Raw genomic sequence first — 19,522 nt, forward strand, 5'->3', positions numbered from 1 at the left:
CCTACCAATAGATAATAGAAAGCAATTTTTTACTCATTATACAATTTTATCGCATCAGTAGTCTTAATCTTTCTCTCAACAACCTCAGCAGACTTCTCTTTAACAACCTGAGTATACACAAGATCTATAATAAAGAACTGTGCCAGCTTTGAAGAAATCGAACCTGTCTCAAGTATACTCTCTCCAGAAAAATACCCTAAATTAACATCTGAAATATCTCTCAGCCTAGAACTCTTGTCCTCTGTAACAGAAATAACACTCGCTCCATTTGCCTTTGCAATATTAACTGTCTTTATAATCTCGTCTGTTTCTCCAGAATGAGAAATAGCTACAATAACATCATCTTCATCCATAAGTGATGCCATCATAATCATATTGTGGCTACTATCAAGTGACATACAGTTAAACCCTATTCTAGAAAACTTGTAGTTAGAATCCTCCGCAGTCATACCAGAATATCCTATACCTATAAAGAAAACTTTCTTGGCATTTATAATCATATCTGTAGCCTTTTCGATATCATTTCCATCTATTATATTAAAAGTATTTTCTAATATTCTTATATTAGAATTAAATAATTTTCTGGCACTTTCCATAACGCCTTCATCATTTTCTATACTTCTATTTATAATTTTTCTATTTTTTAATCCTGATATTTCCCGAGCTAATGTAACCTTAAAATCTTGTAGTCCACTATATCCCATTTTCTTAGAAAATCTAGTTATAGTAGCCTCTCCTATTCCACTTTCCTTAGCTATCTGAGATATTGACTTATAAAAAACATCCTCGATATTTTCCTTTATATACTCGATTAATACTTTATCAGATTTCGTTGCTTTAAAATTTGGTTCTTCAAGCTGTTTTAATATACTCATTTATTCCTCCGCATGTTTATTTAAAAAGTTGCGTAGAGCTCCTATCATACCTGCACTATTTTTCATATATGCAAATTCTATTCTTGTATTCTCATAAACTCTTTCAACTAATATTTTCTTTAATTCTTCATCTAAAATTGGTCTTATGTACTCTTCCTGAGCCATTATTCCTCCACCTAGAATTACAGTATCTGGATTTACAAGGTATGCTACATTAGAAATACCTAAAGCTAAAACTCTTATCATTTCTTTTAAAGATAATACGCATATCTCATCTCCAGCTTTTGCCTCTTCAAATATTATTTTACCATTTAAATCTTTATAGTCCATATTTTTTAATCTTGCTACCTTTTTTACAAGGCTAGAAGTTGAAGCTAAATCCTGGAATGAATTTCCTTCTATTATTGTATGTCCTATTTCTCCGGCACTATTGCAGCAACCATTGTGTATTTTACCATCTATTATTACTGCTCCTCCTATACCTGTTCCTATAGTCATACATACAGATGTTTTACTTCCTTTTCCTGATCCTAACCATGCTTCTCCAAGTCCTGCACAGTTTACATCATTTTCAACTTCACAAGGTATATTAAATTCTTTTTCTATTTCTTTCTTAAATTCAAGTCCTGTATATCCTGGTATTATACTTTCTATAGCGTAGACGATTTTTCCTTCTTCTGGATCTACCATACCTGCTGTAGATACACATATACCTTTTATATCATCATTTTCTTCTATATATTTTCTACTTATATTTTTAGATTTTTCAAGAATTCCAGGTCCACCTTTTTCAAGAGCTTCAGTGTCCATTTCCTGTCTATCTAATATTTCTCCTAATTCATTAGCTAATCCGTATTTTATAGAAGTTCCGCCGATATCTATACAAACATATTTACTCATTTTGATTCCTCCGATTTATAAATCTTTAATATATTAACATATTATTTATTTTTCTTCAAGTTTAGCGCTTTTACGCAAAAAAGAGGCTAATTATAAAATAGCCTCCTTAATTATCTTTATATTCAACTATTTTATTATAACTTTGAAAATCGCTTTTTTTATTGAGCTTTTTTCTTCACCAGCTTTTAGCGCTGTCATGTGTGCATCTTCAGGATAGCATACTAAAAAGTCTCCACTTCTAAGTACTACTTCTGAATTAACTGCATCTCCTTCTAATGGAAGAAAATCTCCTTCTTCCTGGAATTCTTTCTGTTCTAAGTTTTCTATGAAGTTAAGAGCTATTCTTTCTTCTCCACTTAACATTATGTGTACATCTATATATTTTCTATGAGCTTCCCAGAATCTTTCTTCTTTTACAGTTGTATCGTATCCAACTATATTTACAAAGAAATCATCTCCATCTATTACATGAGATCCTTTTTCAAAATCTAAAAGATTGTTTTCCTTTGCATATTCAAAGCATTTTTTTATATCTTCTGGTAAAACTGAATTTGTTTTATCATAGTTTATATTTCCAAAGATCATTTTACTTTCCTCCGTATAATTTTTTAGAGTAACCGCAATTGCGATTACTCTAAATTGTTAGATGATATAATTTAAATTATATAAGCACTTTGGTTGGTTGCAATTTTATATAATTAGTTTTTACCGTAGAATACAGTTGTTTCTGATTTTGCTTCTTTTCCATCTTTGTTAGTGAATTTACTTACTATTAAACCAACAACTACACATATAGCTATTGTTATTAAAGAGTATGCCCAGTAAGTAACTTCTGGTACAAAGTATTTTAAGTATACTACTACTATTGCTGATGCTATAAATCCTGCATAAGCACCTTTGCTATCTGCTTTTTTAGAGAATGCTCCAAGTATAAATACTCCAGCTAAAACTCCTAGAACAAGTCCCATGAAACTATTGAACCATTCATAAGCTGATTTTATATTTCCACTAGCAAGTACTATTGCTACTATTATTGCAAATATTCCTACTCCTAATGATACATACTGTGCTATTTTAGTCTGTCTTTCCATTGGAATTTCTTCTTTAGATAATAGAGCCTGTATATCTAGAACCCAACTTGTTGCAACTGAGTTTAATCCAGTTGATAAAGTTGACTGAGATGCTGCATATATTGCTGCTAAAAGTATTCCAGTTACACCTACTGGTAATTCATAAGCTATATATGATGCAAATATCTGGTCCTGCTGAACAGTCTGAGCAAGTTCTGGATTCTGTCCGTAGAATACGAATAAGCAAGTTCCTATTAAATAGAATATTGTTGCTAATCCCATTGAAAGTATTCCGTTTCCATAAGTCATTTTATTTAACTGTTTTATATCTGTTGTAGTTGTAAATCTCTGAACAACATCCTGACTTGATACATAAGATGATAATGTATTAAGACCAGCACCAAAGAATATTATAAATGCACTTGTGTGTAAGAAGTTTGGATCGAATAATTTTTCATCAGGTAATAAGAATTTATTTCCTGTTGTAAGAGTACTCATTACTTCTCCAAATCCACCGTTTATCTGGCTTATCATGTATATTAACGCACCACTTACACCTATTATAAGAACCATTCCCTGTATGAAATCTGTCCATAAAACGGCTTTTAAACCACCAGTGTAAGAGTATATTATTGCTATTATACCCATTACTACTATAAGAACATTTACATTTATACCTGTTAATGTTGAAAGTACTACAGATGGAAGGTACATTATTATTGACATACGTCCTATCTGATATATTATGAACATTAGAGCACCTAATATTCTAAGACCTTTGCTTTCATATCTCATTTCAAGATACTGATAAGCTGTATCTATTTCTAACCTACTGTATAAAGGAAGGAAGTATCTTATAGTTAAAGGTATTGCTATAAACATACCTAACTGAGCAAACCATAAAATCCAGCTTCCTGCGTATGAGTTTCCTGCTAGCGAAAGGAATGATATTGGACTTAGTAAAGTCGCGAATATTGAAACTGATGTAACCCACCATGGTATAGTACCATCACCTTTAAAGAATTCCTTTCCTTTCATCTCCTTTTTCGAGAAGAAAAGTCCAGCGAATAAAACCGCTAGTAGATAAACTACTAATACGACTAAATCGATCATCGTAAATCCTACCATTATTTATAATCCTCCATTGACTTATATATAATCTATCCCTATTTATTACTTATTTATTAAAAATATTTTTTGTGTATTTCTTTAGCTCTTGCTGCCATTTCTGGAGTTGTTTTTTTCATTGGTTCTCTACAAAGACCAGCGTGTACTCCTTCTTCTTCTAACATAGCTTTTATTGTGTGATATAATCCGTTATCTAATATATCTGTTATTAAATCATTTGTTACATGCTGTATTTCTCTAGCTTCTTCTATTTTTCCAGCCTGAGCAAGTTCAAATATCTGTCTAGCTCTAACACCGTTTACATTGAAAGTAGAACCTATAGCTCCATCTACTCCTAAAACTGTAGCTGGTAACATCATTTCGTCGAATCCAGCAAATATTAATTTATTAGGGAATGCTTTTCTCATTCTTTCTAATAAGTAGAAGTCTGCTGCAGTGAATTTAACACCTATTATTTTTTCATTTTCGAATAATTCTGCGAACTGATCTAAACTCATGTTTACACCTGTTAAGAATGGTATTGAGTATATTATTAATCTGTTATCTACTGAGTTTATTATTGTGTTATAGTAGTGTTTTATTTCTTCAAAATCGAATTTATAGTAGAATGGTGTAACTGCACTTATTGCATCGTATCCTAAATCTGTTGTGAATTTTGCAAGTTCTACAGCTTCTTTTAAGTTTACTGAACCAACCTGAGCTATTAATTTTATTTCGTCTTTAGCTTCATCTTTAGCTATTTCAAATATTCTTTTCTTTTCATCAGTTGAAAGCATGAAGTTTTCTCCTGTACTTCCACCAACATATAATCCATCAACTTTCATTTTATCTATATTGTGTCTTATTATTTCTCTTGTCCCCTGTTCGTTTACGTTTCCATTTTCATCAAAAGAAACTAATAATGCTGAATAAATACCTTTCATATCTGTTGTTTTCATTTTCCAATCCTCCAAATTTTTATAATTTATTTTATTTTTTATTTACGCATCCTTTACGGATGAAAGTTACATTTTTTAATTAACGTTTTCCTAAACGTCGCAATATTCTTTATTTTCAAACCAAAGAGTAAGTAATGACTTACTCTTGCTACTATTTTATTGCATTTGCAAATTTAGCTGTTATTAACTGTGGTCTTGTTATAGCTGAACCAACTACCGCAGAAAATACATTGTGTGCATATACTTCTTTTAAATCTTCAGGAGTATTTATTTTCCCTTCTGCTATAACTGGTACTTTTAAGTCGCTAACAAGTCTATCTATTAATTCAAAATCAGGTCCTACTTTATTTACTGAGTAAGATGTGTATCCTGCAAGTGTTGTAGAAACACAATCTACACCTAATTTTTCAGCTTCCATAGCTTCTTCATAAGTAGATATATCTGCCATAACTAGTACATTATTTTCTTTTATATATTTTATTAACTCAGCAAGATTTTCATCTCCTGGTCTTTTTCTATCTGTACAATCAAGAGCTATCATTTCACATCCTGTTGTTAGAAGCTCGTCTATTTCTTTTTTTGTAGGTGTTATATATATTTCTGAATCATCGTAATTTCTTTTTATTATTCCTATAACAGGAAGTCCTGTTACTCTTTTTATTTCTTTTATATCTTCAACACCCTGTGCTCTTATACCAGCTGCTCCACCTTCTTTTGCTGCATTTGCCATTCTTCCCATTATGAATGAGCTATGAAGTGGTTCATCTGGTAATGCCTGACATGATACTATTAATTTTCCTTTTACTAAATCTAGCATCAATCTACCTCCTTTTGAAAGTTTATTTCAATTTTTATTTTTCTAATATCGTTTTCAACAATTAAATTCTACCACGCATTTTCATTTTGCGCAATATATTTTCATAAATTTATTCAAATTTTGAAATAAAATTTCTTTTATACATCTTTTAACTGACTTTTGTAGTTATTTTTGATAATTAAGCAAAAAAATCACTGCAATTTTCATTTTTTGCAGTGATTATATAAAATAATTTTCATTTTATTATAGAAATAAATTTTCATTTATAATTTTATAACATTATTTTTACTTGAATAAATCATCTAAATGAGGTGCTACCCTATATCCTATTTCTGTAAATACTACAGTGAATAAGATAGATATAACAAATGTAGTAAATGTTCCAGCTCTAACTGTCAAATCCATAGATGACATATTCTGCATCATTGATCCTGATATTGAAATAGCACTAAACTTAGCCCCTAAACCAACTAAAAATCCAAATGCTATACTGAAATGTAGAACTGTTTTTCTATTTTCAAATCTATAATTTCTATATATATTTGCTCCAACAAAAATCATAGCTATAGCAAATACACAGAATATAATCCGTATAAGTAGTTTTGTATCTGTAAATGTAGCACTGTTAAATATACTAAATATAGATACAGATGAAGAGTCACCGACATGTACTATGCCGCCTGTAGCTATTGTAACTAAATATGCTGTCATTTGCATAATATACGCTACTACAGCACCACCTTTAGAATACTCAGAAAGTCCAAAATCATATAATGTAGAATTCTTTGTAAATACTACTATAGCTGTTATAACTAAAATTATTAAAGATAATTTAAAAAACTCTCTAACTGCATCTGATACTATATCTGTTGTGTAGTACTCTCCATGGAATTCTTTTCTATAATTTAAAATAACAGATGTTAAAAATGCTATTAAAAATCCGTTTCCAAATGCTGGGAAGAATTTATAACCTATAGCTATATAATTATTTCCGAACCCAAATATATTTCCCATTCCAAGATTTATTCTTGTTGTACTAAACATTGATGTTATAGCTAATAATAGACCATATACAAAACCTACTTTTAGCGCTTCAATAATACATCTATCAATAGATTCTATTTTTCTTCTATATATAAATAAATTTGCAACTACTAAAGCTAAAATAGGTATCAATAATAGAACTATTACTCCTATATTTATTGTAGATGAAGAGAACATCATCATTCCATTACTTCTTATTCTAACTCCAATAAGATTTAATCCTAAAAGTATACTAAACATATTAACATTTCCTATACCGCCTAAAAACTGTCTCCGCACAGAACTTGCTATTATAGAAACAATAAGAAGTATAACAAAAGCTATTCCTGCAACCTTTAATGGCTGATTTCCTTCTCTTTTTAAGTTTATTTTATCCTTCAGCCCACTCATATTCTCTTTTATATTATCAAAATTAGGTTTTTTAAATTCAAAATTTGTGCTCATCCGTATCCACTCCTATTTCATTTTATAGAAATATAATACAATACAAAACTTAATTCTAGCTTAAAGAACTTATTTTAATGAACTTTTAAAAATCTCAAATATCTTTTCATAATCCTCTGAAAATGCACTATCTTTATTCCATAAGAATGTAAAATCATGACTAACTTTAAAATCATCTAATTTGATTTCTTTTAATGTTCCATTTTCTATTTCTTTTTCAACAGCAGATTTATATAAAAATGATATTCCACAATCCCGACATAATAAATCTACTATAGTGTGAATATTTTCTATCTCTATTGTTCTTGGAAAATCTTCTACAGTAAGGTTTTTAACAGCTAAACTCTTAGTAAGTATTGCTCTAGTTCCAGAGCCATTTTCTCTTATAATAAGTCTTTCGTTTGTAAGGTCTTTTAAAACTTTCACTTCCTTTTGGAATTCATGATCTTTAGCAGCTACGGCTATGTAGTCCTCTGTCTTAAATACTCTTGTGTTGTAATTATCAGCTTTAAAGTATCCTTCAACTATTGCAAAATCTATACTTCCTTCATGAAGATACGAAAGAAGTGTCTGAGTATTTCCATACTTTACCTGAAAATCCATATCTGGATTTTCTTTTACAAAATCTATCAATGAAGGAATAACTGTATATCCACCAATAGTCATAGTTACCCCAAATGTAAGTATTTTCTTTCCTATCATACTTTCCTTCATTCTATTTTTCATTGTGGTTTCATCATTTCTCATTGTTTCTAAAGTAGATCTAAGTATTTCACCAGCTGGTGTAAGACTTAGTTTCTTCTTATCCCTTATGAATAATGGTGCTTCGTATTTTTCTTCAAGATATTTTATATGCTGAGATACAGCTGGCTGAGTCATACAAAGCGCTTCTGCAGCGTGAGTAAAATTCATATACTCACATACCTTTAAAAATGTTTCAATTCTAAAATCTAGCATATCTTTCCTCCAAAACTTTGTGCTTTCCTCTACACATCTTATTTTAAAAAGATCCTTTTAACCTTATATAACATACTTTCCTATTATCCTATTTTGCTATTCTAGTATTTTAGCGTATAAACTTATTTTATATTAATATTGATTTTTCTACCATAAAGAACGGTAAATTTTATATCATAAGATATATTTATCTATATATTATTATACATAATTTTACAAAATAGTTATTAAGGTTTATAGTTAAAGCATAGAAAAAACAAACGCAAAACAAAAGCTAATTAAAAAATTTAAACACTTTAATTTTTAAAAGGAGGAACGGAATTATGTACGATATAGTAATCATAGGAGCAGGACCAGCAGGTATAAGTGCTGGAATATATGCTAAAAGTAGAGGAAAAAAAGTACTTATAATAGAAAAAGAAAAAGTTGGTGGACTTATAGGAAAAGTTTCTACAGTAACTCATTACGCAGGAATAGTAAATGGTGAAACAGGAATAAGTTTTGCTGAAAGACTAAAAGAACAGGCTGAAAACGCAGGAATAGAAATAGTTTATGAAGATGTAAACAATGTAGATTTAAAAGGCGATGTTAAATTAGTATTCACTAATAACAATCTTTATAAAGCTAAAAAAATAATAATAGCCAACGGTACTAGAGCAAGAAAACTTGGTATAGAAGGCGAATTAGAATTAGCAGGAAAAGGAATAGGTCTTAATGCTGCTAAAGATGGTAAAGATTATATAGGTAAAAATGTATATGTTGTAGGTGGTGCAGATGGCGCTATAAAAGAAGCTCTATATCTTGCACAGTTTGCTAAAACTGTTACAATAATACATTTTGAAGATTCTCTTGGATGTATAGCAGAATTTAGAGAAAAAATCAAAAAAACTAGTAATATAAATGTAAAATTAGGATCAAGACTTCACGCTGTTTACGGAAAAGAAAGAGTTGAATCTCTTGATATATCAGATGAAAAAACTGGTAGCATAGAAACAATATCAGATCCAGGATGCGGTATATTTGTCTATGCAGGTACTGTTCCTAACACAGAGCTATACACTGATTTAAAACTAGAAAATGGATTTATACCAGTTGATGAAAAAATGGAAACAGAAATAAAAGGTGTTTATGCAGTTGGTGATATAAGAGTTAAACCAGTTAGACAGGTTGCAACTGCTGTATCAGACGGAACAATAGCTGCAATAAACGCATCAATGTAAAAACAACTCATAAATGTAAGCTTTAGGAGGATTAACTTATATGAACTTTATAAAAGAAAAATGGAAGGGGCTTTTAATGTGCTTAGCCATTTCTATCCCTTCAGTATTACTAGGAAAAAAATTCCCGATAATAGGAGGTCCAGTGTTTGCAATACTTATTGGTATGGTTCTTACAATGTTTATAAAAAATAAAGATCCATACGAACCTGGAATTAAATATACATCTAAAAAAATATTACAGTATGCTGTAGTCCTTTTAGGATTCGGTATGAATCTTGAAGTAGTTATGGAAACAGGTAAACAATCTTTACCTATAATAATCTGCACAATATCTACTTCACTTATAATTTCATATCTACTTCATAGAAAATTAGATATGCCTGAAAAAATATCTACACTTATAGGTGTTGGATCTTCTATTTGCGGTGGTTCTGCAATAGCTGCCACTGCACCAGTTATAGATGCCAATGAAGAGGAAGTAGCTCAAGCTATATCAGTCATCTTCTTATTCAACGTACTAGCTGCTTTAATATTCCCTAGTTTAGGTGCTCTTCTTGGCTTCTCTACAACATCTGGTGAAGCATTTGGAGTATTTGCTGGAACTGCAGTTAATGATACTTCTTCAGTAACAGCAGCTGCATCTACTTGGGATAGTATATACCAGTTAGGAAGCCGGACACTTGATAAAGCAGTAACTGTAAAATTAACTAGAACATTAGCAATTATACCAATAACTCTATTCTTAGCTTTTAGAAGAGCTAGAAAAGCAGAGATGGAAAATGGTAATAGTATACCACTAAAACAGGTATTCCCATTCTTTATACTGTTCTTTATAGGAGCAAGTATAATAACTACAGTGGCTACATCTGCTGGTGTATCTCCAGAGTTCTTCCTACCATTTAAAGAGTTATCTAAATTCTTTATAATAATGGCTATGGCTGCAATAGGATTCAATACAGATATAGTTAAGTTAGTTAGAAGTGGTGGTAAACCAATACTTCTTGGAATGTCTTGCTGGATAGGTATAACAGCTGTTACATTAACATTACAGCACTTTATGCATATCTGGTAAATAAAATTTGCCTCTAACCCCAATTTATTTTATTATACATATTTAAAAAAGGACTGTTGCATAAATTGCAATAGTCCTTTTTTACTTTATTTATTAGAATTCTGCATTTTTAGGAGTTCTTGGGAATGGTATTACGTCTCTTATGTTTGACATACCAGTCATGTACATTATTATTCTTTCGAATCCTAGACCGAAACCAGAGTGAGTAGCTGTTCCGTATTTTCTAAGTTCTAGATACCACCAGTAATCTTCTTCATTTAAGTTCATTTCCTGCATTCTTGCACGAAGTACGTCTTCTCTTTCTTCCCTCTGAGATCCTCCAACTATTTCTCCAACGCCTGGAACTAATAAGTCCATAGCTCTTACTGTTTTACCATCTTCATTCATTCTCATGTAGAATGCTTTTATATCTTTTGGATAGTCAGTAACGAATACTGGAGCTTTGTATATTTCTTCTGTTATATATCTTTCGTGTTCAGTCTGAAGGTCGCATCCCCATTCTACTGGGTTTTCGAATTCATGTCCTGATTCAAGTAGTAATTCTATAGCTTTTGTGTAAGTTATTCTTACGAAGTCAGAGTTTACTACGTTGTTTAATCTTTCTAATAATCCTTTGTCTATGAAACTATTGAAGAACTGCATTTCTTCTGGAGCATTTTCCATTACATAGTTTATTATGTATTTTATCATATCTTCTGCTAATTCCATGTTATCTTCAAGGTCAGCGAATACTATTTCAGGTTCTATCATCCAGAATTCAGATGCATGTCTACCAGTGTATGAGTTTTCTGCTCTGAATGTTGGTCCAAATGTATAAACATTTCTGAAAGCAAGAGCCATTATTTCAGCATTTAACTGTCCAGAAACAGTAAGGTTAGCTTCTTTACCGAAGAAGTCTTTAGAGTAATCTATTTTTCCTTCTTCTGTTCTTGGAAGATTTTCCATATCTAATGTAGTTAATCTGAACATTTCTCCAGCACCTTCACAGTCACTTCCTGTTATGATTGGAGAGTGAGCGTATACGAAGTTTCTTTCCTGGAAGAATTTGTGTATAGCATAAGCTGCTAAAGATCTAACTCTGAATACTGCAGAGAAAGTATTACTTCTAGGTCTTAAGTGTGCTATTGTTCTTAAGTATTCTAATGTATGTCTTTTTTTCTGAAGTGGGTATGAGCTATCTGACATACCTTCTACTTCTACTTTTGTTGCATGTATTTCTACTGGCTGTTTAGCACCTTCTGTTGATACTAATTCACCTTCTACAAGTATTGATGATGATATAGGTAATTTACCTATTTCTTTGAAGTTTTCTAATTTTTCATCTAATACTATCTGCATATTTTTGAAGAAACTTCCGTCATTTAATTCTATAAATCCGAAGTTTTTTGACATTCTTGATGTTCTTATCCATCCAGCAACTTTTACAGTCTGCCCAACATGAGCTTCTTTGTTTCTATAAAGCTCTTTTATTTCTAAAAATTCTTTCTGCATATTTTTCTCCACCTTTTCTTTTTTAAAATAAAAAAACCTTTCAATCCCATAATAGGGACGAAAGGTATAATAATCAATTCGCGGTACCACCCTGATTGCTGATAATCTCAGCCACTCATAAAGCTTTTGCTTATGGAATATAACGGTTCCTACCGTCTGAGCCTACTAACAAATGCTTTCGGTCAGCTGCTCCAAGATGTTCTTCAGTATAGACAATTAGCAATCGGACTCTCAGCAACGCCGACTCTCTGTAACTATTAGAAAATACCTACTCTTCTTTTCACTGCATTTAATATAAATATATACAATTCTTATTTTTAAAAATTGTGCTATCTATTTGCAATTATATCAGTAGTTTTTAATTTAGTCAATAATTTTGCAACTTTTCATTCTTTCACTTCAATTTATTTTTTTTTATTTGATTTTTTCTTTATTTTTTCTTAATATTTAATCCCTTGTATAAAGCAATTAAAAAATGTATAATCTTTTTTATAGCTTTTTAAAAATTATTTAAAACTTAAAATTTTTTGAAAGGAGTTTAAAATATTGAGTGTTAGACGTAAGAAAAAGAAAGTTTACTTAAATGTAGTTTTTACACTAGTTTTAACTTATTTAATTATAAAACTAATAGATAACTACCAGTATTTCTTTGGGATGTTAGATTTCCTTATCGGTTTACTTATGCCTTTCGTTATAGCTTTTGTTTTAGCTTATATATTTAATCCAATTATAAAGTTTTTTGAAAACAAATTTAAAGCTAAAAGAGGAGCCTCTTTATTTATAACTTACGGGGGACTTATCGTAGTATTGCTTACTATACTAGTTATGACATTACCTGTAATAATAGAGAGTATTATAGACATAGTAAATAATGCTCCAACGTATTTTGCTGAAACCGAGCAATTCTTAATAAATGTTTCAAGACATTTAGAAAATATAGATGCAGCTACAATGCAGGAAATTTGGGATAAGATTTCAAATATGCTTCCTAATTTAAGCAGCTTATTTGTTGGATCTATAGGAGAAATATTTAAAAAGACATTCTCATTTGGTAAGTTTATATTTAACTTTGTATTGGCATTTATCATCTGCTTCTACATACTTCTTGAAAAAGAAAAAATATTCGATTTTCTAAAAAAAGCAGTATATGTAGTTCTTGGAGATAAAAAAGCAAGCTTTGTATTAACAGTTTCAAGAGACCTTAACGATAATGTAGGTAAATACTTTACAGGAAAGATATTTGATTCAATAATAGTCGGTGTACTTTCTGGAATAGGTCTTTTCGTATTGAAATCTAAATACGCATTATTATTTGGTACTTTGATGGGGCTTATGAATATGATTCCTTATTTTGGGCCAGCAATAGGTATGACTCCAGTTGTTTTAATAAACCTATTCAACGATCCCAAAATAGCATTATTCTCTTTGATATATCTTCTTGTGGTTCAGCAGGTAGAAGTTGCCTTTATAGAGCCTAAAGTAGTAGGTGGACAGCTTGGTTTAAGTCCATTCCTTACAATACTTGCAGTAACTGTAGGTGGTGGATTCTTTGGAATACCAGGTATGATTTTATCAACTCCAATAATGGGTGTATTAAAGGTATATATTACTGAATATGTAGAAACTAAATCTCAAGAAATTCAAATGAGTAATTTTGATAATCCAAAAGGGCAATAAAACCATTAACCCACGTTTTTCAACGTGGGTTTTTTTATAGTATTATAGAAAAAGTATTATTGCTTTCAAAGTTAATACATTGTATACTAAATACGAAATTAATAAAAGGGGTGTTAATTATAAATTTTAAAATTTGGAGGGAGCAATAAACATGAATAACACATCTAATAAGACAAGAGAACTTGTTAAAACTGCTTTGATGGCTGCAATTATTTTTGTAGCTACCTACGCAATTCGTATTCCGAATCCAGCAACTGGTGGTTACAGTCATCTTGGGGATTGTATGATTTTTCTAGGGGTTATCTTACTAGGACGCAAAAATGGCTCTATAGCTGCGGGAATAGGTGGTGCACTTTCTGATTTTCTAGCAGGAGCACCTTTATGGATTCTACCTACTTTAATCATTAAGTTTATTATGGGATACATCATGGGTAGTATTATCCATTTAAATCCTACTAGCAAAAAGTTACAAATGATTGGCTCTATTTCTGGTGGACTATTCCAGATTATAGCATACACAATAGTGAAAATTGTATTAATTGGCTTTGAGCCAGCTATTCTTTCTATTCCGAATATATTCCTACAAACTGGATTTGGTATAACAATTTTCATGTTAATGTCTGTAGCTTTAACTAAAACTTTAGTCAAAAAAATAAATTAAGAAAGAAGGAATCTTGAAATGAAAATTATCGATGCACATGCACATATTGGCTATATTGGAGGATGGGCTGATGTTGGAATCACTGAAGAAGGTCTTTTAAAGCAGATGAACAAATACAATATTGAGCGTACTGTATTATGTAATGAAGATAATGATATTACACTTAGAATGATGGAACGTCATCCAGGACGTATAATAGGTTGTTTATATGTAAATCCTTTAGAACCAAAAACTGTGGACTCAATGGAGTCTTATTTAAAAAAAGGCTTTACTTCTGTTAAGTTAAACCCTCTTCGCCACGCTTATTGTGCAGATGCTGCTGTTTTAGATCCAGTTCTTGAAATTGCAAAAAAATATAATGTACCAATATGTATTCACAGTGGACACCCACCATATTCTTTACCTTGGCAAATTGGTCTTCTTGCAGAACGTCATCCAAATGTAAAAATAATGATGATTCACATGGGGCATGGTCATGGTGTATATATAGATGCTGCACTTAAAATGGCACGTCGTTATTCAAATATCTACCTAGAAATGTCTGGTATGCCTATGCAGATAAAAATTCGTGAAGCCTATGAAACTGTAGGGTCTGATAGAATTATGTTTGGTACTGATACACCTTTCCATCATCCAACAATAGAAATGCAAAAGGTCATAACTAGCGGACTAGATGAAAAAGCTCAAGAAGATGTATTTTATAACAATGCAGCAAAATTCTTCTCAATTTAATTGAGTATATGAAAAAAAGTCTGTAAATTTAATCGCCTTCTATGGTAATATCAAATTAATCATAGGAGGCGATTTTTTATGGGCAGAAAGAAAAGAGAACCATTAAATCCAGAAAAGAAAAATATAATAGCGGAGCTAATTAAAACATATGAAATTAAAACCGCTCAAGACATTCAGGATGCACTTAAAGATCTTTTAGGTGATACTATTCAAGAGATGCTTGAATCTGAAATGAATGAGCATCTTGGGTATGAAAAATATGAACGTGGTGAAAATACTAACTCAAGAAATGGATATAAAACAAAAAGGGTAAGATCTGGAATGGGAGAATATGAGATTGATGTTCCTCAAGATAGAGATTCTTCTTTCGAACCTCAAATTGTCAAAAAAAGACAAAAGGATATTTCTGAAATAGAGCAAAAGATAATAAATATGTATGCTTTAGGCATGAGTAATAGAGATATAACTTCTCAAATAGAGGATATTTATGGATTTGAACTATCTGAAGGAATGATTTCAGATGTAACTGATAAAATAATACCTAAAATCGAAGAATGGAAATATAGACCTCTTGAAAGTGTATATCCTGTTGTATATATAGATGCTATCCATTTCTCTGTTAAAGAAAATGGTTCTGTTAAGAAAAAAGCTGTCTATGTAATTCTTGGTATAAGTTCCGAAGGATACAAAGAAATTCTAGGATTGTATATTGGAGATACTGAAAGCTCTAAGTATTGGTTTTCTGTGCTAAATGAATTAAAAAATAGAGGTGTAAGAGATATTTTAATCGTTTGTGCTGATGGACTATCAGGAATAAAAGAAGCGATAAGCTCCGCTTTTCCAAATACTGAATATCAAAGATGTATTGTTCATCAAGTTAGAAATACATTAAAATATGTATCATACAAAGATAGAAAGGAATTTGCTAATGATTTAAAAACAATATATCATGCCATTAATGAAGAACAGGCTCTAGCTAATTTAGAACGTACTTCAGAAAAATGGAATGAAAAATATCCAAATTCTATGAAATCTTGGTTTAGTAACTGGGATTCAATTATACCGATATTTAAATTTTCACCAGAAACTAGAAAGGTAATTTATACTACAAATGCCATTGAAAGTGTAAATTCGCAGCTTAGAAAAATAAATAAAAAAAGAACTGTTTTTCCAAACAAGATTTCCTTAGAAAAATCACTATATCTATCAGTTGAAAAAATAAGCAAAAAATGGAGTATGCCTATTAGAAACTGGGGATATATTTATGGAGAACTTTCAATAATGTATGAAGATAGATTGTAATAATTAAAAAAGTCAAGAAAGCCGGCTTTTTTAGCTGGTTTTCTTGACTTGCAACAAAATAAATAATATTATGTTTTAAAGGGCGTTAGCCATTTATTCATAAATTATTTTAAGTCTATTATACTACCTAACGGTAGTTTAAGCCATAGAGGGCTTATTTACAGAAAAAATTCTATATACCCATTTAATTTTATCTAATATACTGTATGTTCTAAAAAATTACCCTCCAGTTTTCGCTGGAGGGATTTTTTTCGTTTTAGTTTTTATTGTATTTAATTGTAATTTTTTCACTAGGTTTTGTAGACTCTTTTTCACCTACTCCTACAATGTATATTTCTAGACCTTTTTCGTCGTTTTCACCATCAGATGATTCAACTTCTATATTTGTGTTGATTTTTCCTTCTTTTTCTTCAGTTTGTGGAATTGATTTTAGCACTTCATACCCTTCATCATCATAATTTTTGAAGTAGATATCATAATTTTTTATTCCATCTAAAGAATCCCAGCTTATTCCTATTTTTACTTTTTCATCTTCTACATTATATGAATAGTTTATGTTCTTTATTGAGCTATTTTTTATACTTCTTTTCTTGACTGTTATTTTTATAGTTGCCTTTTTTTCTCCGCATGATACAAGTATTTTTTCAGTTCCCTCTCTTATAGCAGATATTTTACCTGCATCAGATATATAGGCTGCTCTCTCATCTTTTTTCTTTTTACTGGAATAAGAATATTCTACTTTTGGAGCTTTTAATCCTTTTGGAGATGTCGTCACTTTTGCTTTTATTGTTGCACTCTGACCTTCCTCTAGTACAAACTCACTTGGCACGTCTAACTTAGCAACCTTAGCTTGTATTTCTAAAGGGATTTCTACAGTTTTTCCACCACATTCACCACTTATAGTTGCACTTCCTACACCTACAGCCATTGCATTATCTCCATCTATTTTTATGACAGACTCATCGCTACTTAGATATTTAGTCTTATATGTATCCTCAAATTTTTTATAGTTTGATATTGCAACAGAACTAGTTATAGTAGCCTTATCGCCAACATATTTTAAACTATCACTTAAATCAAGGTCTAAACTTTCAACATCTGGATTTACTATTTTTATCATAGCTTTTTTAATTAATCGGCTTCCCTTCATAACAGCTACAGATGTATATCCTTCTTTTAATGCTTTCATTTTATTTCCTTTTATTTCTGCAATACAAGTATCATCTAGTACATTAAACCAAAGCTCTGGATCCTTTGCATATCCAGGTATTTTCACATAATTTCCTGCTGATATTTCTACTTCATCACCTTGTTTTACTATGTATTTATCTAAGTCTTTTATATAATTTCCTCCAATAATCTTTATTTCTACACCTTTTACTAGAGGACTTATTATTCCTTTTGAAAACATAAAATACTGTCCTACTAGGAGAAGTGGTATAATTATTATCAATAATATTATTTTTTTATTTTTATTAAAATCTTTCATTTTATATCTCCTCCTTTACTTTATATTTTCAAAATAATACCTAAAAGTAATATATCATTTTTTTAATAATTTTTCAAACAATTCTGTATAATGTATCATATTATTTTTCGTCAAAAAGAACTACAGCTAAGAAATCTAATGGACCATCTCCTATATTTTCTATAGAATGTTTTGCTCCATCTGCTGTGTATATAACGTCGCCTTCTTCTACAACAATTTCTTCTCCATTGTCATTAACTAATCCTTTTCCACTAAGTATATAATATACTTCAAAGTCTTTAGTATGGTCGTGTTCTCCTATTGAAGCACCTGGTTCTAAAACTATTCTGTTGAAAAGTCTACCATGCCCTCTTAATTCCTCTGGTGTTACTAATACAGTAAAGTCACCTTTGCCTTTTCCGCCTTGAACATGTTCTCTAACTTGTGTAGTTGTTTCTAATTTTTTTCTTATCATATAAAACACCCCTTTTTTATTTTTTATATATTTTTTCTATACTATATTATTATTCTTTTTTAATTTTTCAATTCCTTCTATTTTTTACATTTATATCAAAAAATTAAAAAGGTGTAGCAAGTTCGCCACACCTTATTTTTTACTTATACTTATCTTTAATTTCTACATTGTATTCTTTCATTAAACTTTCTATAAGCTTAATCTGTTTTTTATAAGAAAGCATACTTTTTATTTCCTCTTTTACCTTATCAAAAGGCTCTTCCTCTGTACCAACTCTTTTTATAATATGGTATCCATAAGCACTTCTAAGAGGTTTTTCAATACATTCGCCAACTTTTAAAGTAGAAATTTTATTTCTTAATTTTTGATCTGTAAAGCTCATTTCAAGATCACCTAATCCTCCAGGGATAGTTCCTTCAATGTCTTCAGAATACTCGTCCTCTAAATCTTCAAACTTGCATCCTTCTTCTAATTTTCTATAGATTTCATTTGCTCTATTTTCAGCATTATCTATCTCTTCTTTGCTAAGTTTTTTACCAGAGCTATCGACAGTACTTATAAATATATCCCTGTACACTCCTTCTCTAAACTTATCTTTATGGGCATCATAGTATGCTCTAGCCTCTGAATCACTCACCCTAGTTTTTTCATCTAAGTACTTATAAGCCTTTATAGATTTTCTCATACTTTTTACCAACTTATTCTTATCATCAGCATACTTATTCTTAAACTCAGCATCATCTAAATTAAACTTACTAGTTATAAATTTTTCTACACTACAGTATGTATCCTCTATTTCTTGCTTTGTCACATGTATATTTTCTTCCTTAGCCTTTCTATAGAGAATATCTTCATAAACAACATATTTAATTAGTTCTTTTTTATAAGTATCAGAACCTAAATTTTCTATCGTGTTATTTTTATCTATATAGAATGTTTCCTCTGCTCTTTTTTCTACTTCATTGAATCTTAGTTTTTCTCCGTCTATGTATGCAACTATTTCTTTAGAATCATTTTTTATATTACTATCTATAGGTCTTATATATACGTAGAGCATAGTCAAAAATATCAATAATAATGCAATTACTATTAATAATGTTGAATCGAGTAATTTTGATATATATTTTTTTATCTTCGAAAAAATATTTTTATTACCCATTCTATTCCTCCAAATAATCAATATCTTTTATTTATAATATAAATTATCGCTATGTATATAATATGAAACATTTATGAAAATGATTTGAATTG

General features: G+C 30.3%; 18 protein-coding genes and 1 other annotated feature. Of the genes, 6 read left to right on the top strand and 12 right to left on the bottom strand.

Annotation, left to right across the window (positions count from 1 at the left end):
* Positions 1-29 precede the first annotated feature (29 nt).
* The 8 genes from KGNDJEFE_RS08545 to KGNDJEFE_RS08580 form a co-directional block, all read right to left on the bottom strand.
* A complete protein-coding gene (locus tag KGNDJEFE_RS08545) occupies positions 30-875 on the bottom strand; it encodes a MurR/RpiR family transcriptional regulator (protein WP_006439119.1) in 846 nt (281 codons plus the stop codon).
* A complete protein-coding gene (locus tag KGNDJEFE_RS08550; RefSeq protein ID WP_006439118.1) occupies positions 876-1,775 on the bottom strand; it encodes an ROK family protein in 900 nt (299 codons plus the stop codon).
* Positions 1,776-1,901: 126 nt separating this feature from the next.
* A complete protein-coding gene (locus KGNDJEFE_RS08555; protein ID WP_006439117.1) occupies positions 1,902-2,360 on the bottom strand; it encodes a NanQ anomerase/TabA/YiaL family protein in 459 nt (152 codons plus the stop codon).
* Positions 2,361-2,473: 113 nt separating this feature from the next.
* Positions 2,474-3,973, bottom strand: a complete 1,500-nt coding sequence (locus KGNDJEFE_RS08560; RefSeq protein ID WP_006439116.1) for a sodium:solute symporter family protein — start codon at positions 3,971-3,973, stop codon at positions 2,474-2,476.
* 56 nt (positions 3,974-4,029) lie between these two features.
* Positions 4,030-4,911 carry an N-acetylneuraminate lyase gene (locus tag KGNDJEFE_RS08565; RefSeq protein ID WP_040410204.1) on the bottom strand — a complete coding sequence of 294 codons (882 nt, stop codon included), beginning with the start codon at positions 4,909-4,911 and terminating at the stop codon, positions 4,030-4,032.
* A gap of 151 nt (positions 4,912-5,062) precedes the next feature.
* Positions 5,063-5,728 (bottom strand): N-acetylmannosamine-6-phosphate 2-epimerase, encoded by a 666-nt coding sequence (locus KGNDJEFE_RS08570; protein ID WP_006439114.1) that lies wholly within the window; start codon positions 5,726-5,728, stop codon positions 5,063-5,065.
* A gap of 285 nt (positions 5,729-6,013) precedes the next feature.
* The gene (locus tag KGNDJEFE_RS08575; protein WP_006439113.1) at positions 6,014-7,216 is read right to left on the bottom strand and encodes a hypothetical protein; all 1,203 of its coding nucleotides are present in this window, start codon (positions 7,214-7,216) and stop codon (positions 6,014-6,016) included.
* Positions 7,217-7,285: 69 nt separating this feature from the next.
* Positions 7,286-8,173, bottom strand: a complete 888-nt coding sequence (locus tag KGNDJEFE_RS08580) for a LysR substrate-binding domain-containing protein (protein ID WP_006439112.1) — start codon at positions 8,171-8,173, stop codon at positions 7,286-7,288.
* 323 nt (positions 8,174-8,496) lie between these two features.
* Here KGNDJEFE_RS08580 and KGNDJEFE_RS08585 point away from each other — a divergent pair, with 323 nt between their 5' ends.
* Both KGNDJEFE_RS08585 and KGNDJEFE_RS08590 read left to right on the top strand, forming a co-directional pair.
* Positions 8,497-9,393 carry an NAD(P)/FAD-dependent oxidoreductase gene (locus KGNDJEFE_RS08585; protein ID WP_006439111.1) on the top strand — a complete coding sequence of 299 codons (897 nt, stop codon included), beginning with the start codon at positions 8,497-8,499 and terminating at the stop codon, positions 9,391-9,393.
* A 40-nt stretch (positions 9,394-9,433) separates the two neighbouring features.
* The gene (locus KGNDJEFE_RS08590; protein ID WP_006439110.1) at positions 9,434-10,465 is read left to right on the top strand and encodes a YeiH family protein; all 1,032 of its coding nucleotides are present in this window, start codon (positions 9,434-9,436) and stop codon (positions 10,463-10,465) included.
* A 93-nt stretch (positions 10,466-10,558) separates the two neighbouring features.
* Here the strand turns inward: KGNDJEFE_RS08590 and asnS are convergent, their stop codons facing one another.
* Positions 10,559-11,956, bottom strand: coding sequence for an asparagine--tRNA ligase (asnS, locus tag KGNDJEFE_RS08595; RefSeq protein WP_040410202.1), 1,398 nt, complete (start codon positions 11,954-11,956; stop codon positions 10,559-10,561).
* Between the two features lie 50 nt (positions 11,957-12,006).
* Positions 12,007-12,249, bottom strand: a binding site (T-box leader).
* Between the two features lie 253 nt (positions 12,250-12,502).
* Here asnS and KGNDJEFE_RS08600 point away from each other — a divergent pair.
* From KGNDJEFE_RS08600 to KGNDJEFE_RS08615, 4 genes are all read left to right on the top strand, one after another.
* Positions 12,503-13,633 carry an AI-2E family transporter gene (locus tag KGNDJEFE_RS08600; protein WP_040410201.1) on the top strand — a complete coding sequence of 377 codons (1,131 nt, stop codon included), beginning with the start codon at positions 12,503-12,505 and terminating at the stop codon, positions 13,631-13,633.
* A 151-nt stretch (positions 13,634-13,784) separates the two neighbouring features.
* Positions 13,785-14,294 (top strand): ECF transporter S component, encoded by a 510-nt coding sequence (locus tag KGNDJEFE_RS08605; RefSeq protein ID WP_006439107.1) that lies wholly within the window; start codon positions 13,785-13,787, stop codon positions 14,292-14,294.
* Between the two features lie 18 nt (positions 14,295-14,312).
* Positions 14,313-15,026: an amidohydrolase family protein gene (locus KGNDJEFE_RS08610; RefSeq protein ID WP_006439106.1), complete on the top strand. Its 714-nt coding sequence runs from the start codon at positions 14,313-14,315 to the stop codon at positions 15,024-15,026.
* Positions 15,027-15,104: 78 nt separating this feature from the next.
* Positions 15,105-16,328 (top strand): IS256 family transposase, encoded by a 1,224-nt coding sequence (locus KGNDJEFE_RS08615; protein WP_118549489.1) that lies wholly within the window; start codon positions 15,105-15,107, stop codon positions 16,326-16,328.
* Positions 16,329-16,584: 256 nt separating this feature from the next.
* Here KGNDJEFE_RS08615 and KGNDJEFE_RS08620 read toward each other — a convergent pair whose 3' ends face one another.
* The 3 genes from KGNDJEFE_RS08620 to KGNDJEFE_RS08630 all read right to left on the bottom strand — a co-directional run bounded on the left by KGNDJEFE_RS08620 (position 16,585) and on the right by KGNDJEFE_RS08630 (position 19,430).
* On the bottom strand, positions 16,585-17,817 hold the full coding sequence (locus KGNDJEFE_RS08620) for a hypothetical protein (protein WP_006439105.1): 1,233 nt from the start codon (positions 17,815-17,817) through the stop codon (positions 16,585-16,587).
* Between the two features lie 100 nt (positions 17,818-17,917).
* Positions 17,918-18,271 carry a cupin domain-containing protein gene (locus KGNDJEFE_RS08625; protein WP_006439104.1) on the bottom strand — a complete coding sequence of 118 codons (354 nt, stop codon included), beginning with the start codon at positions 18,269-18,271 and terminating at the stop codon, positions 17,918-17,920.
* Between the two features lie 139 nt (positions 18,272-18,410).
* A complete protein-coding gene (locus KGNDJEFE_RS08630; RefSeq protein ID WP_006439103.1) occupies positions 18,411-19,430 on the bottom strand; it encodes a peptidylprolyl isomerase in 1,020 nt (339 codons plus the stop codon).
* Positions 19,431-19,522: the final 92 nt, after the last annotated feature.

Source organism: Peptacetobacter hiranonis, from assembly GCF_008151785.1.
In the GTDB taxonomy this organism is placed as follows: Bacteria; Bacillota; Clostridia; order Peptostreptococcales; family Peptostreptococcaceae; genus Peptacetobacter; species Peptacetobacter hiranonis.